Annotated in this window: 11 protein-coding genes; 7 read left to right on the top strand and 4 right to left on the bottom strand. The window is 47.4% G+C overall.

Annotated elements, in window-relative coordinates:
- Positions 1-32: 32 nt before the first annotated feature.
- Positions 33-482 carry a hypothetical protein gene (locus AC1DLI_RS19800; protein WP_477605621.1) on the top strand — a complete coding sequence of 150 codons (450 nt, stop codon included), beginning with the start codon at positions 33-35 and terminating at the stop codon, positions 480-482.
- A gap of 171 nt (positions 483-653) precedes the next feature.
- Here AC1DLI_RS19800 and AC1DLI_RS19795 read toward each other — a convergent pair whose 3' ends face one another.
- From AC1DLI_RS19795 to AC1DLI_RS19785, 3 genes are read right to left on the bottom strand one after another with little or no spacing between them, the layout of a single operon-like run.
- Positions 654-1,829: a glycoside hydrolase family 130 protein gene (locus AC1DLI_RS19795; RefSeq protein ID WP_477605619.1), complete on the bottom strand. Its 1,176-nt coding sequence runs from the start codon at positions 1,827-1,829 to the stop codon at positions 654-656.
- A 14-nt stretch (positions 1,830-1,843) separates the two neighbouring features.
- Entirely contained in the window at positions 1,844-3,055 is a 1,212-nt protein-coding gene (locus AC1DLI_RS19790; protein ID WP_477605617.1) for an AGE family epimerase/isomerase, read from the bottom strand.
- Positions 3,052-4,026 (bottom strand): glycoside hydrolase family 113, encoded by a 975-nt coding sequence (locus tag AC1DLI_RS19785; protein ID WP_477605615.1) that lies wholly within the window; start codon positions 4,024-4,026, stop codon positions 3,052-3,054. Before AC1DLI_RS19785 ends, AC1DLI_RS19790 begins: the two co-directional genes overlap by 4 nt.
- A 315-nt stretch (positions 4,027-4,341) precedes the next feature.
- Here AC1DLI_RS19785 and AC1DLI_RS19780 point away from each other — a divergent pair, with 315 nt between their 5' ends.
- The 5 genes from AC1DLI_RS19780 to AC1DLI_RS19760 all read left to right on the top strand — a co-directional run bounded on the left by AC1DLI_RS19780 (position 4,342) and on the right by AC1DLI_RS19760 (position 10,367).
- Entirely contained in the window at positions 4,342-5,661 is a 1,320-nt protein-coding gene (locus AC1DLI_RS19780) for an ABC transporter substrate-binding protein (protein WP_477605613.1), read from the top strand.
- Between the two features lie 94 nt (positions 5,662-5,755).
- Complete coding sequence (locus AC1DLI_RS19775) at positions 5,756-6,646, top strand: carbohydrate ABC transporter permease (protein WP_477605611.1); 891 nt, start codon at positions 5,756-5,758, stop codon at positions 6,644-6,646.
- A gap of 3 nt (positions 6,647-6,649) precedes the next feature.
- On the top strand, positions 6,650-7,480 hold the full coding sequence (locus tag AC1DLI_RS19770; protein WP_308994167.1) for a carbohydrate ABC transporter permease: 831 nt from the start codon (positions 6,650-6,652) through the stop codon (positions 7,478-7,480).
- A 178-nt stretch (positions 7,481-7,658) separates the two neighbouring features.
- The gene (locus AC1DLI_RS19765; protein ID WP_477605609.1) at positions 7,659-8,420 is read left to right on the top strand and encodes a response regulator transcription factor; all 762 of its coding nucleotides are present in this window, start codon (positions 7,659-7,661) and stop codon (positions 8,418-8,420) included.
- A gap of 138 nt (positions 8,421-8,558) precedes the next feature.
- Positions 8,559-10,367: an ABC transporter ATP-binding protein gene (locus AC1DLI_RS19760; RefSeq protein WP_477605607.1), complete on the top strand. Its 1,809-nt coding sequence runs from the start codon at positions 8,559-8,561 to the stop codon at positions 10,365-10,367.
- Between the two features lie 96 nt (positions 10,368-10,463).
- Here the strand turns inward: AC1DLI_RS19760 and AC1DLI_RS19755 are convergent, their stop codons facing one another.
- Positions 10,464-11,303 (bottom strand): LysM peptidoglycan-binding domain-containing protein, encoded by an 840-nt coding sequence (locus AC1DLI_RS19755; protein WP_477605605.1) that lies wholly within the window; start codon positions 11,301-11,303, stop codon positions 10,464-10,466.
- Positions 11,304-11,536: 233 nt separating this feature from the next.
- On the opposite strand from AC1DLI_RS19755, the gene lacZ reads away from it, so the two are divergent.
- Positions 11,537-14,644 carry a beta-galactosidase, LacZ type gene (lacZ, locus tag AC1DLI_RS19750; RefSeq protein ID WP_477605603.1) on the top strand — a complete coding sequence of 1,036 codons (3,108 nt, stop codon included), beginning with the start codon at positions 11,537-11,539 and terminating at the stop codon, positions 14,642-14,644.
- Positions 14,645-14,649: the final 5 nt, after the last annotated feature.

The raw sequence follows: 14,649 nt of genomic DNA, 5'->3' as shown, positions 1-14,649 counted from the left end.
AGGTAAATAAATGAGTGCGGAGGCTTATGACAATGAAGCTGTACAAAAAATCATGGTTACTTACGAATGTGTTTTTGCTGCTGAGTGCGTTTTTTGTAGGGGCTGCAGCTCATGCCGACTGGGCAAGCCGTTTTGTTGTTAACGATGGGAAGTCCTATACGGTGTCGGATAACACAGTAGATATAGAGCATATTGGCTCAAGGATCGGGAAGGTGACTTCCTATTCGGATGAAGAAGGCACTTATTCAGGTAATTTCTCGAATGTTTATCCGAAGGGTACTGAATACTATGCGATCAAAGGGGTAGCAGGCAATGTAGCCATAGCCGTTAAGGTGGCGGATGACTCTTTTATCAAAGCAAATTATGACGGTGAGTATGCCGGCAGTATCTTTGACTGGAAGAAAGCTTCGTTCTACGTTATCGGATTATTTTTAATTGTCATCATGGTCTTACTTGTGAGAAATAATCGGAAAAAGCGCTAAACAATAAGAAGGGAGTGCTTCCTAAGCGTCTGTAAGGACGATAGGAAGCACTCCCTCTTTTGATATATAAGAATTTATATGTTTTCACATATAAATGTGCTTATATATCTCCGCGAAACGACTGCTTTTGCCACAGAGGACGGCGACAGCCGTTTACGCTTGGTTGGAAAATTAAGATTGCGGCTGCAGGTTGCGATCAATCAAAGCAATGCGCTGTTCTACGCAAGCGTGCGAACGAAGCGGATCCTCCGGTGTATTCATGCAATAGTCAAGCAGCTGATCTACTGTCGTTGCGGCTACATGGCAGCGCGTATCGGAGGAGGCGTAATAAATAAATACATCACCATTATCCTGTGCGATGACGCCGTTACAGAAGGCAACATTCGATACGTCGCCTACGCGTTCGATGCCTTCTGGAGCAAGCAAATGCCCGCCTGGACGGTGCGTAACCTTGTTTGGCTCATATAAGTCGGAAAGGAAGGCGTATAACACATAACGGAGGCCTGCCGCAGTGTTGCGAACGCCGTGAGCGATATGAATCCAGCCTTTATCCGTCTTGATTGGAGCAGGGCCTTGGCCGTTCTTTACTTCTTTTATGGTGTGATAGTGACGCTCGTCGATAATAATCTCGCGTTCCACAACCGCATTTTCAATCGTATCGGATAGTCCCCAACCGATGCCGCCGCCTGAGCCTGTGTCGATGAACCCATCCTGCGGACGAGTGTAGAATGCATATTTGCCTTCCACAAATTCAGGATGAAGCACGACGTTTCGCTGTTGGTTCGATGCGGTTTTCAGATCGGCAAGGCGTTCCCATTGCTTCAAATCCTTCGTTCTTACGATACCGCATTGCGCGATAGCGCTCGAGAGATCTCCCTTCGGCGCGGATGGATCTTTTCTTTCCGTGCAGAACAATCCGTAAATCCAGCCGTCTTCATGCTGAACGAGACGCATATCATAGACGTTTACATCAGGATCGCTTGTCTCCGGAAGCAGGATCGGATGATCCCAGAAGCGGAAGCCGTCAACGGGGCTGTCGCTTTCAGCAATCGCGAAAAAGGACTTGCGGTCATTGCCTTCGACGCGTGCGACAAGGTGGAATTTACCGTTTAAGAAAATCGCACCGGGATTGAAAACGCAGTGGATGCCAAGGCGCTCCATGAAAAACGGATTTGTTTCGGGATTAAAATCATATTTCCAAATAAGCGGAGCATGCGCTGCCGTGAGAACAGGATGCACATAACGGTCGAAAACGCCGTTTCCAAGCGTTTCAGGCTCGTTTTTGCGTTGAATAAGCGCCTCATAGCGCTCAGTCAGCAATTGCTTGCGTTCCTTAAATTTGCTCATAAGAATAACCTCCATTAGTGTGTTGTGGATAGCCCGTTCAGACGTTCGATCATTTCAAAGCAGGCGCGTCCATTGTGATAAGGACATTTCCAAGGGCTGACCTTTTGAACGTTATCGCTTGGCGAACCATCTCGATTTACGCTCCAGTGCCATTCCCCATGTTCCTTGTCAACGATAAAGCGCTCGATGAAAGCCCATGACCGAACGGCAGCCTCGCGATATTTCTCTTCGCCTGTCATTTGGTAAGCATTATAGAAGCCAACGACCGCTTCTGCTTGCGGCCACCAATCTTTATGCGTATCAAGCAAGCCCTCCGGGCCTGCTTCGTTTAACAGACCGCCATCGGCGTCCACGCCTTCGTTAAGCGTAGCATCAGCCATTCGGATTGCTGATTCTTTCGCTGCGGAAAGCAGAGCTTCGTCACCTAGCACCTCGGCAGCTTCAACTAACAGCCAGCTGCCCTCGATGTCATGGCCGTATGAGATATGCTCGGATTTGTAGTTCCATTGCTCATTGAAAAATAGAATGAAGTGCGCGTTAACCGGATTAATGATGTGCTTGATCGTTATTTCAATAAGCTCCTTCAGCTTGGAGCGAAGCTCGTCTGATTTCCATACCCGGTAAAGATTCGTATAACCCTCCATGACATGAAGATGTGTATTCATGGACTTCTTTTCGTTTAAATCCTTCTCGCTTAGGCTGTTATCGTCGGTTTCCTGCCATTCGCGCGTCAGCGCTTCGAAATAGCCCATAAATTGATCATCATAGCTGTAGCGCTCAAGCGTGTGAAACAAATCGATCGCTTGCTGAAGCGCAGACTCATTGCCGGTTGCCCGGTAATATTCGGAGTAAGCGTAGATAGCGAAGGCTTGACCGTATACTTGTTTTTTCGTTTCGGCAGGCTGGCCTGCCGCATCAACCATCCAGTACAATCCGCCGTATTCCGGATCTACGAAATGCTCACTTACATATTCATAAGCGCGATCAGCGATGTTTAAATAGTGCTCATTTCCCGTAATCCGATAGGCGGAGGCGAAGGTCCACAAAATGCGCGTGTTAAGCACTAGGCTTTTGCCTGCTTCAGGATTAATCGTAAGATCCCGGCTTATGTAGCCGTAAAAGCCGCCGTTCTTCTCATCGACGGTATGCTTCATCCAGAAACCGAGAATGTTCGATTCCAGCTCCTGCTTGATGCTGGCTAACCACTGCTGGTTATTTTCGCTCATTTAACAGAACCTCCTACGGCTTTCTTTGAAATTTTCGACCCGTAATAGCTGCGGACGGTTTGCTCAGCTTGTTTGCCGTACATGCAATAATCATCGTTTGCGGCTGCTTCGCTTTCTTCATATAACCGTGCCGGCCAATCCCATAGCATAAAGCCGCCGACCCAGTCACGCTTATCGGAATGAGCAAACATCGTTTCGTAGAAAAGGCGCTGGACCTCTTCGCTCGGCGCTCCTGGAAGCCCCCAGTCATTAGGGATATGCTGCGAGCCTTCACGGCTAGGGCAGCCTGCTTCCATGAAGAAAAAGGGCTTGTCGTATTCAGTTACAACTTTTTCAATACGGTCAAGCTGTTCTTCCCAAGAATCGATAGGGTAGTAGCCGCTTGAGGAAATGACGTCAACGGCATCCCACCATTTGATTTGGCCTTCTTGGTATTTATCGCAGTTGTAAGTAACAATCCCGGAGTAAACCTTGCGAACTTCGGCAATTAACTGACGCCATTCGGATTCACGGCGATCGGTTTGCACCATCTCGCAGCCGATGCAGTACATTTCACACCCGGTTTCTTCGGCAATTCGCGCATAGTGCAATATAAATTCTGTATAGGAAGCGAACCAATCAGACCACTTGGGCTCACAGGGAACATCGAGATCGAAGAAATTGATATGAGCGCGCCATGTCCCGTCTGCACAATTGACGACTGGTTTCAAGCAAACGTTAAGATTAAGCTCTTTTGCTTTGCGAATCGCATAACGAACCTCTTCATCGGTAACCGTAGGCTCTTCCCGAAACTTAATTTCAGTCGCGTGCGCATGATCCTGAAGAGCGCCCAACGCGATAGCTGTCCAGTTTATGCTTAAGCGTTCGGCCATGAGCTCCATGGAACGATCTGCTTGTTCTCCAGACCATGTGCCGCGGATGCCGGTCCAGCCCCATGTCATACCGCCAATATAGGCTGTGTTACTAGTCATTTGAGTCGCCTCACTTCAAATTGGTATTTTTGTTATTACTAATTCATAAGTTTGTTATATAACAAGTAAACATGATTCGAGGAATGTTTGCAATACCTTTCTTCGTATGGGGTTTATTATATAATTTAGCTTCATTTAATAACGGCGAAATGTGCGGATGAAAACAGAAAAACGAGTAAAATAGCCAAGGATAGCGTTTTCAACCGATGTCAGTTTAAGACTATAAATAATATTTTAAACCATTTTAGAACTGTTTTTTATGAGGTATTATCGTAATGTAAGCGGAATCAAAAAGAGCTGAGGGGGATTTAATAAATGAAAAAAGTCATTTCGTTAGCACTTGTTTCTGTAGTTATGCTAACATCGTTAGCTGCGTGTGGTGGGAATAACACAAATTCGAACGGAAATACGGCTACTAACAAGCCGAGCACGAACGACACAGCTACAAATAAGCCGGAAAACGGCGGTACCGAAGAAGCTTCAAAAATTACGGGCGATGTTGTTTTCTTAACAAACCGTACAGACATGATCGATAAGCAGTACGTTGATTATGAGAAACGTTTTGAAGAAAAATATCCTGGCGTAGATCTTAAATTCGAAGCGATCACTGATTATGATAAAACATTGAAAATCCGTATCGCTTCCGGCGATTTCCCTGATGTTGTGTTTGTGCCGACGATTCCAAACGTAGAGCTGGCTAATTATTTTGCTCCGCTTGACGATATCGCGTTTTCCGGCGACATTCACTTCAAAGATTTGAAAGCAAACGAAGGCAAAATGTACGGTATTTCTTCAGGCGCATCGACAGTAGGCATCGTGTATAACAAAAAGGCTTTCGAAAAAGCAGGTATCACGGCTCTTCCAAAAACATACGATGAATTCCTTGCAGCATCGCAAAAGCTGAAAGACGCAGGCATCGTTCCGCTTGCTTCGAACTTTAAAGACAAATGGCCGCTTGATGCTTGGGTATATGATGTACCAACGCTTATCGGCTCTGCTTCCGATCACCAAAACAAACGTGCTGAAAGCGACACGCCTTACACGCTTGACAACGCATACGGCAAATCATGGAGTATCCTGCGTGACTTGTATACAAAAGGGTTCCTGGAAACAGACGTAAACTCGACGAACTGGGAGCAATCGAAAAAAGACGTAGCATCCGGTAAATTCGGTATGTACCTGCTCGGCAACTGGGTAATCAACCAAGTTATTGAAAATGGCGCTGCAGCAGAGGATATTGGGTTCTTCCCATTCCCATCCGACAACTCCGGCGAAGCCAAAGCACCTCTTAACCCTGACTTCTTCTACGCGGTTAACAAAGGCGGCAATGTAGAAGCAGGTAAAGCGTTCGTGCATTGGATGATTGAAGAATCGGGTTATGATGATTTCGCAGGCTTCATTCCAACTTTGAAAGATAAAGAATCTAAGCTTCCGCAGCTTACTGAGTTTAACAGCTTCACTCCTAAATTCTTCGAGCCGGCAGCACCGGTAGATGCAGCTACGCAAATTCAAAACAAAGCGCAGCTTGATCAAGCCGCAGTTGTTCAAGAGTTCGTATTGTCTAAAGATCCGCAAAAGGTTCTCGACAAAGTGAACACGGCTTGGGCGAAAGCGAAAAAAGATCTAGGTTTGTAAGAATAAGGATGGCATGCAGGATGGATGATCCGCTTCGCGGTTATCCATCCTGCGCATTCTGATTAGAAAGACGCAGGGAGGATGGGGTTGTTCCATGTTTAGCAGATTGCCTTTCAAAACACAAAAGAACGTTGTAATCATTGGATTTGTCGCATTGCCGCTGCTGCTGCTGCTGACATTCGCCTATTATCCGGCGCTTGAACTCATTCGTTTAAGCTTTACAAGCTGGGACGGATTAAGTCCTGATAAGGCTTGGATTGGTTGGTCAAATTATAAAGAAGTATTTGCTAATCCTGAAATCTTCGGAGTTTTCAAACATAACTTTGCCTATTTCGCTATAGGAGTCGTACAAAATATTGCCGCGATTTATTTTGCGGTGGTGCTAAATAGCAAGCTTAAAGGAAAAAACTTTTTCAGGCTGCTGCTATTTTTACCGTACATCCTAAACGGCGTTGCTGTTGCATACTTATTCGGTTACGTATTTGATACAACAAACGGATCATTGAACTATCTACTTGGACAGCTTGGTTTTGATGCTTTGTCGAAAACGAGCTGGCTCGGTAACGGATCGTTCGTAAACTACACGCTTGCTTCCATTGGCTTCTGGCGTTTCATGGGCTTTAACATGGTTATTTATTTGGCCGCGCTTCAATCCATACCGAACGATATCTATGAAGCAGCTTCAATAGACGGCGCAAACGGGTGGCAAAAGTTTATCAGCATTACGCTTCCTAACATCTATAAAATTATAGAGCTTAATTTGTTTCTTACCGTTACCGGGGCGCTCGAGGTATTCGATCTGCCTTATATCTTGACCAAGGGCGGACCGGCGGGATCGAGTGAAACCTTCGTTATGAAAATCGTCGAGACGGCCTTCCAATTTAACAATTATGGCTTAGCATCCGCGATGAGCGTTGTCTTGCTGCTCTTTGTTATTATCGTATTGTCGATTCAACGCTTTTTATTGAAAGGAAAGGGGGAGTAATCGGTGAATAAATCCAATAAGCTATGGGACACAATCAAATATATCAGCCTCGTATTGGCGGCATTTGCGATTTTATTCCCGCCGTATATCATCGTCGTCAACGCGTTTAAGACGAAGGATGAATTCCATGACAAATCGACCATTGCGATGCCGGACAGCTTTCTTTATTTGAAAAACTTTGCTCAAGCCTTCAAGCAAGCCGATATGCTGCATGCATTCGGAAACACGTTATTCATCATCGCAATTACGCTAATCTTAAATATTTTGATTGGATCAGCGTTTTGTTATGCAGTTGGGCGCTTCAATTTTAAGTTTAAGGGGCCGATTGTTGGACTGTTCTTATTTGCTACGATTATTCCGGCTATTACAACGCAGGTCGTCAACTACAAAACGATTCAAGCGCTTGGCTTGACGAATAATCTGATGGGTCCTGTACTAATCTATGTCGGTGCGGATATCTTGCAAATCTACATTTACCTGCAATTCATTCGGAACATTCCAAACGAGCTGGATGAAAGCGCAATGCTGGAGGGGGCTTCATTAATCCGGATTTTCCGCTCGATCATCTTCCCATTGCTTGCTCCGGCAACGGCGACTATCATTATTTTGAAAACAATCAGCATCTATAATGATATGTTTATTCCGCTGCTTTACTTGCCTAGGGCCGAGCATGTCGTTGTCTCCACATCACTCATGCGTTTCTTTGGGGTTAACAGCGGTGATTGGCAAATGATTTCATCTGCCATTCTCATTATTATGATACCAACGGCAATCATGTATATTTTCTTGCAAAAATATATATTCGCGGGTGTTACAAGCGGTGCGGTTAAATAACCGTCCGCTTTTTTTTCAAATATAAGAAAGTATAAATTTTAACCTTATACAATGCTTATATTTCATCGCGAAACGAGCTTCTGCCGCTAAAGATGGCGTCAGCAGTTTACGCTTGCGTTGCAGCGGTACCTATTTTAGCGCAAACTAGAAGAGGCGCACGCGAAAGGAGCGAACTGGCATGAACATTATCATCGCGGATGATGAGGAATTTATACGATTAGGCCTTGAAAAAATACTAACGAAAATGGACCTGGACATTACGGTCATCGGCTCGTACAGCAACGGAATGGATGCTTGGGCGCATATTTCGAAGCTTGGCGAAGGTGAGTTGGATGTGCTTATTACCGATATAAAAATGCCGATGATGGACGGCTTGAGGCTCATCGAGCATTTGCGCGACAAGACGATTGCGACGATCGTGCTCAGCGGCTTTAGCGAATTTGAATATGCCCGAAAGGCGCTGCGTCACGGCGTGCGGGATTATTTGCTCAAGCCGGTCGATAAAGCGAATCTATATGATCTCCTGATTAGGATTAAGCAAGAGCGCGATGAAAGCATGCTTGCTGGAGAACCGAATGAGCCTAACCTGCCGTTGGAGTCGATTTCAAAGGAAAAAGAACATCATGTCATCGAGCAGATGAAATCCATTCTAGAGCAGGAATACGATAAAAACTTCGAAATGGAACGAATGGCCGAGACGGTCGGCATGAGCGCCAATTATTTGAGCCGTTTATTCAAGCAGGAAACGGGCATGACGCTGACGGATTATTTAATCGATATCCGGATCGAGAAGGCAAAGCAGTTTCTGACGGATCACCCGAATTTGAAAAACTATGAAATATCGCAGCTGGTGGGCTATAGCGATCCGGTCTATTTCAATAAGCTGTTCAAGAAGATGACGGGAGAAACACCAAAGGATTATAAAGGCAAGCATCGGTAGCCGTTTAGCCAAAATGAATATAATAAGCGCAAGATACAATATTTACAGCAGCACGATATGAGCGTAATATTGTGCCGTAGCGCTTTGAATAAACACGTGTTTACGAGCGAGATGAGCTGCAGAGAGATGGAGAGAGAAATGTCAGAGAGAGTAGAGAAAGCAAGGCTTGGGGTGGCTGCAAGAGGCCTGGCCAGCACATTCGAAAATGCATCCTTAGAGGAGGACGCGAGTCCGTTAAGATTTTTGTTATCACTCTACAAAGGAAATTTCGCCAACCTGCTGGTTTCCTTATTATTTTTATTGATTAAGAGCGCGCCAGTCTACGTGCTGCCGATCGTAACCGCAAATATTATAAACATCGCTACGAATCCGGGAAAGTATCCGATTAGCGGCATCTGGGTTAATTTTTTCATTATATTGATTGTTATCTTGCAAAATATACCGACGCATGCCGCTTACATATCCTTTCTAAGCCGCGCGGTAAGATACGTTGAAGCGGGGCTGCGAAGCGCATTGGTGCGGAAGCTGCAGCAGCTGTCTATCAATCAGCACCGCGAGCTGCCGGCGGGCAAGCTGCAGTCGAAGGTGCTTCGTGATGTAGAAGCAGTTGAGATGATGTCTAAGCAGTTTATGATCGCGCTGGCTCCTGCCGTCGTTAACATCATTGTATCGTTTGTCATTACGCTGAACAGCAGCTGGATCGTGTCATTGTTTTTTGTACTGACGATTCCGATGTCCATTACGATCGTAACTATTTTCCGCCGCAAAATTAGAAAGTCGAACAAGGAATTCCGCAAGGAGATCGAACAGATGTCCTCGCGCGTCTCGGAAATGGTGGAGATGATTCCGATCACGCGTGCGCACGGTCTGGAGAAGGTAGAAATTGCACGGATAGATTCGACGCTGCGCAGCATTCAAGGCAAGGGCTACCGCCTTGATCTGGTTGAAGCCTATTTTGGCTCAACGAACTGGGTTACCTTTCAGATTTTTCAAGTGCTTTGTCTGATCTTTACGGCTTATCTTGCTTACCAAGGCGAGATACAAGTAGGCGATGTGGTTATGTACCAAGGCTTCTTTTCTATGATTTTGGCTTCGGTTACCGGTCTCATTAACATTTATCCGCAAATCGCAAAGGGCTTGGAGTCCATTCATTCGATTAAAGAAATATTGGTATCGACGGATATTGAAAACAACAGCGGCAAAAGAAAGCTGGATGGCGTGCGCGGCGAATTTTCGTTCCAAGGAGTCGAGCTTTCGTACCCGGGGAGCGAGCATCATGTGCTGGAGGACGTTACGCTAAATGTGGAGGCAGGCGAATGCATCGCCTTTGTTGGCGCATCCGGCGCGGGCAAATCTACGGTGCTCAATCTCGTAATCGGCTTTCTTCAGCCGACAGGCGGGAAGGTGCTGATGGACGGCATCGACTTGGCCGATATCGATCTTCGCAGCTATCGCAAACATTTGGCTGTTGTGCCGCAGACGAATATTTTGTTTTCGGGGACGATTCGCGACAATATTACGTACGGACTTCGCGATATCACAGATGCGCAGGTCAAACGTGTCGTTGAGATGGCTAACCTATCGGAGTTTATCGGGCAGCTGCCTGACGGATTGGATACGATGGTTGGGGAGCATGGCGGCAAGCTGTCTGGCGGACAGCGCCAGCGTATCGCTATCGCGAGAGCGCTTGTGCGCGAACCGAGCATCATTATTTTGGATGAGGCGACCTCAGCACTTGATAATGAGTCGGAATTTCATGTCCAGAAGGCGATGCAGGAGCTTATTAAGGGCCGCACGACCTTTATCGTTGCTCACCGATTGTCGACGATTCGCGATGCTGACCGTATCGTCGTCATGAAGCATGGACGTATTGCCGAGGTCGGCACCTTCGACGAGCTGATGGCGAGCAAGGGTGAGTTTTATAACCTGAAGCAGCTGCAGCTGTAAGAGGGCATATCGGAGGATTAAGAAAGGTTGATCAGGACATCGAGCCCGATCAACCTTTTTTGCATGATAAGACATAATAATTTTATCCTTATTCGGTTACAACGACCACCATTTGAGATACAGATAAGGATCAATCGCATGATAGCTCGGCGATTGTTTGTATATGCCGAAATGGAGGTGAGTGACGAATTTCCCTTCCGTTCCTTCCGGGCCGTAGCCGGTGCTGCCCACATAGCCGATCAATTGACCGGCAGCAACTTTGACGCCTTCTTTTATGCCGGTCGCGTATTTGGATAAATGCGCGTAATAAAACTCGGTGTTGTCGTCGACGCGAATCGTTATCCGCCAGCCGCCGTATTCATTCCAGCCTGCTTTGACTATCGTACCGCCCATCGCACTGTATACTGCTGTTCCTTTGGGCGCTAAAATATCCACACCTTCATGAGCGCGTACCGCAGCACCGTCTGCCGACCAGGAACGGGCTTCCGCATAGCTGTTCGAGAATGGCGTATATTTACCTTTTGCGATCGGAAACACGCCATTCAAATATTGCTTAGGCGATTTGGGRATTCGAATGCTCAGACCTGTCCAAATGTTGTTTGGGTTGGGCAGTTGGGGATTAGCCGCGATCAGCTTAGGAAGCGGAACATTGTAGCGCTGCGCGATTTTCCACATCGTATCATCTGTGAGAACGATTGCAGAAGTAAATTCTGGCGGATCAGGTACAAGCAGTCTCTGTCCTATAATGAGCGAATCCGAGGTAAGTCCGTTTAGTTTTTTCAATTGCGCGGCGGTCGTGCTGTACTTGGTGCCGATTATCCATAGGGTATCGTTTTTCTGAACCGTGTAGGATGCGGCAGATGCCGTGAAAGGCAGAGCGGTTATGAGAGCTAACATGGCGGTGCTGCAAATGAGCTGTTTCATTCTCTTTTTCATGTTGATTGATCCTCTCTATGTAGAAGAATGGCCTGCTTTTCCATTTTAATAGAGAAAGCGCTTTATATTTAGCGGTAAATACTGGGTGCCTACGGCTGCGAGTATGACTTCGCTCCTCTAAAATATATTCATATTTTGATAGGTCATATTAAAATTCTTTTATTAAACGTGTAATCGGAATGCATTATAATGTGAATATCATTTAATAAAACAATAACGAGGTGCATACATTTATGCGGAAAAAGCTCATTTATACGCCGCCGGCTAACGGTTATCCGGAGTGGAACAACAATCCTGAAATCTATCGAATCAACCGCATGGACGCGCATGCTTCGTTAATGCCCTTTGACACGCTTGAAGAAGCCTGGGAAGGAAGCCATAACAAATCCTCTAACTATTTAACGCTGAACGGCGAGTGGAAATTTGCGTTTGCGGCTAATGCGGAAGCCCGAATCGCCAACTTCTATGAAGAAGGTTTCGATCACAGCGAGTGGGACAGCATTACGGTACCTGCCCATTGGCAGCTGCAGGGCTATGATTATCCGCAGTACACGAATGTCAAATACCCATGGGATGGCAACGAGGATATTAAAGCGCCGTTTGCCCCGACTGCGTACAATCCTGTTGGCTCGTATGCGCGGACATTTTCGGTGCCGGAGGGTTGGGGCGGCAAGCCCGTGTTTATCAGCTTCCAAGGCGTCGAGTCGGCATTTTATGTGTGGCTGAACGGCGAGCTTGTCGGATTTAGCCAAGATACGTTTACGCCATCTGAATTCGATTTAACCCCTTATCTCGTTCAGGGCGAGAATAAGCTTGCCGTAGAGGTCTATCGCTGGAGCGATGCAAGCTGGCTGGAGGATCAGGATTTCTGGCGGATGAGCGGAATTTTCCGCGATGTGTATTTGTATACGACGCCTGAGGCGCATATTTACGATTATTTTGTGAAAACAGAGCTTGATGAGCAGTTCAAAGATGCGGAGTTCATCGTTGATGCTAAGCTTCTCAATTATTTTGTTAAGCCGCTAGGGACCATTACAGTCGAGGCTGCGCTTTACGATGCGAAGCGCGTACCCGTATTTGAAGAGCCGTTATCGATCCAGACGGAGGTTGCGGGAGAAGGGCTTGCCGCCGTACAGCTGCGCGCAGCAGTAATAAATCCGCTGAAATGGAGTGCGGAGCAGCCGAATTTGTATACGCTGATTCTCAGCTTGAAGTCGGAGGACGGCACGCTGCTGGAGGCGATCAGCTGCAAGGTGGGCTTCCGCAAGTTCGAAATCAAGGATGGGCTCATGCAAATCAATGGGCGGCGCATCATGTTCAAAGGGGTAAATCGTCATGAGTTCTCCTGCGATACAGGCAGGGCGATTAATGAAGCGGATATGCGCAAAGATGTATTGCTGATGAAGCAGTATAACATTAATGCCGTTCGGACCTCGCATTATCCGAATAATTCGCTCTGGTATAAGCTGTGTGACGAATACGGCTTATATGTTATCGATGAGACGAATCTGGAGACGCATGGCGCATGGTCTTATGGCCAGAAGGAGYTGGGCGCGACGGTTCCGGGAAGCTTGCCTGAATGGACGGGTGCGGTGCTGGACCGCTGCAATTCGATGTTCCAGCGTGACAAGAACCATGCGTCGATCGTCATTTGGTCGCTCGGCAACGAAGCGTTTGGCGGCGACAATTTTGTTAAAATGCATGATTTCCTACGTGAAGCGGATCCTTCCCGCGTCGTTCACTATGAGGGCATCTTCCATTGGCGCGCCTCGGAAGCCGCGTCGGATATCGAAAGCCATATGTATACGAACCCGCAGGGCGTTGAACAATACGCGCGCAGCAATCCGAAGAAGCCGTTTATTTTGTGCGAATACAGCCATGCCATGGGCAACTCCTGCGGGGGCTTGCATGTGTATTGGGAGATCTTCGAGAAGTATCCCGTTCTGCAGGGCGGCTTCATCTGGGATTGGATTGACCAAGCGATTCGCGTGACTGATGAAAACGGCACTTCGAAAATGCTGTACGGCGGTGACTTTGGCGAGTCGCCGCATGACGGAAATTTCTGCGGGAACGGCCTTATTTTCGCAGACCGCACCGTATCGCCAAAGCTCCAAGAAGTGAAGAAAGTATATCAGAACGCGAAGTTCGAAGCGGTTGATTTGAAGCGCGGCGAAGTGAAAGTGACAAACCGCCATTTATTCAGTACGCTCGATCAATTTACATTTGCATGGCAGGTAGCGGTGAATGGAAAAGTTGTGGAAACGGGCAAGTTAGAAGCTGCAACACAGCCGGAAGCAGAGGAAACGCTGGCGATTCCTTATTCGCTCCCAATGCTGACGAGAGCTGAAGATGAGGCGGTGCTTACGGTTCAGCTTCTATTGAAGGAGCAAACGCTTTGGGCGGAGGCAGGGCATGAGATTGCATTTGAGCAATTCGTGTTGCCGGCCCCTGTTAAGCTATTCATCGGTTCCGGAGCAGCTAAGCCGGCGATCCAAGTGGAGCAAACGGCTGAAGCGCTGCTCGCACACGGCGAGAGCTTTACCGCGAAGTTCGACTTGTCCAGCGGAAGCCTTGTATCCTACAAATGGAAGGGCACTGAGCGGCTGTCCAAAGGTTTAACGCCAAACTTCTGGCGCGCTTATACGGATAACGACCGCGGCAATAAGCAGCATGAACGCTGTGCCACCTGGCGCGAAGCGGGTGCTGAGCGAATATTGCGCGCCATCACATGGGAAGCACAGGAAAGCAGCCTGACCATTCGCGTGCAATTCAGCTTGCCAACGACTTCTGTTTCCCTGTTGTCGTTGATTTATACGGTTAACGGCGACGGAGAGATTAGCGTGTATGAAGAGCTGCAGCCGGGTGCAGGTTTGCCTGAAATTCCTGAGGTCGGCATGCTGTTCCATATGCCTGCTGCCTTTGATCAAGTAAGTTGGTACGGCAAAGGGCCGGACGAGACCTACTGGGACCGTCAGACCGGCGGTAAGCTAGGGCTTTACAGCGGCAAGGTTCGAGATCAGCTTGTGCCTTATATTAGGCCGCAGGAATGCGGGAACAAAATGGACGTCCGCCATGCTGCCGTAACGAACGCGAAGGGCGAAGGGCTAGTGCTTAGAGGTGCGCCGCATTTTGAGCTGAACGTACTGCCTTATACGCCGTCCGAGCTGGAAGCGCATGACCATATCTATTTGCTGCCGGAAAGCGATAAAACCGTCGTCCGTGTCAATCATAAGCAAACAGGTGTTGGTGGACATGACAGCTGGGGACAGCGCCCGGAGAAGGAATATATCTTATATGCGAACCAAGTTTATACGCATCGGTTTTCGATTCAGGGCATTTAAATAAA

It is taken from the genome of Paenibacillus sp. 01T443 (assembly GCF_056398325.1).
This window is presented reverse-complemented; position numbering and strand designations above follow the sequence as displayed.

Bases quoted from the DNA above. Each gene is read 5' to 3' on its own strand.
- AC1DLI_RS19800 (WP_477605621.1), top strand. From the start codon at position 33: ATGAAGCTGTACAAAAAATCATGGTTACTTACGAATGTGTTTTTGCTG.
- AC1DLI_RS19795 (WP_477605619.1), bottom strand. From the start codon at position 1,829: ATGAGCAAATTTAAGGAACGCAAGCAATTGCTGACTGAGCGCTATGAG.
- AC1DLI_RS19790 (WP_477605617.1), bottom strand. From the start codon at position 3,055: ATGAGCGAAAATAACCAGCAGTGGTTAGCCAGCATCAAGCAGGAGCTG.
- AC1DLI_RS19785 (WP_477605615.1), bottom strand. From the start codon at position 4,026: ATGACTAGTAACACAGCCTATATTGGCGGTATGACATGGGGCTGGACC.
- AC1DLI_RS19780 (WP_477605613.1), top strand. From the start codon at position 4,342: ATGAAAAAAGTCATTTCGTTAGCACTTGTTTCTGTAGTTATGCTAACA.
- AC1DLI_RS19775 (WP_477605611.1), top strand. From the start codon at position 5,756: ATGTTTAGCAGATTGCCTTTCAAAACACAAAAGAACGTTGTAATCATT.
- AC1DLI_RS19765 (WP_477605609.1), top strand. From the start codon at position 7,659: ATGAACATTATCATCGCGGATGATGAGGAATTTATACGATTAGGCCTT.
- AC1DLI_RS19760 (WP_477605607.1), top strand. From the start codon at position 8,559: ATGTCAGAGAGAGTAGAGAAAGCAAGGCTTGGGGTGGCTGCAAGAGGC.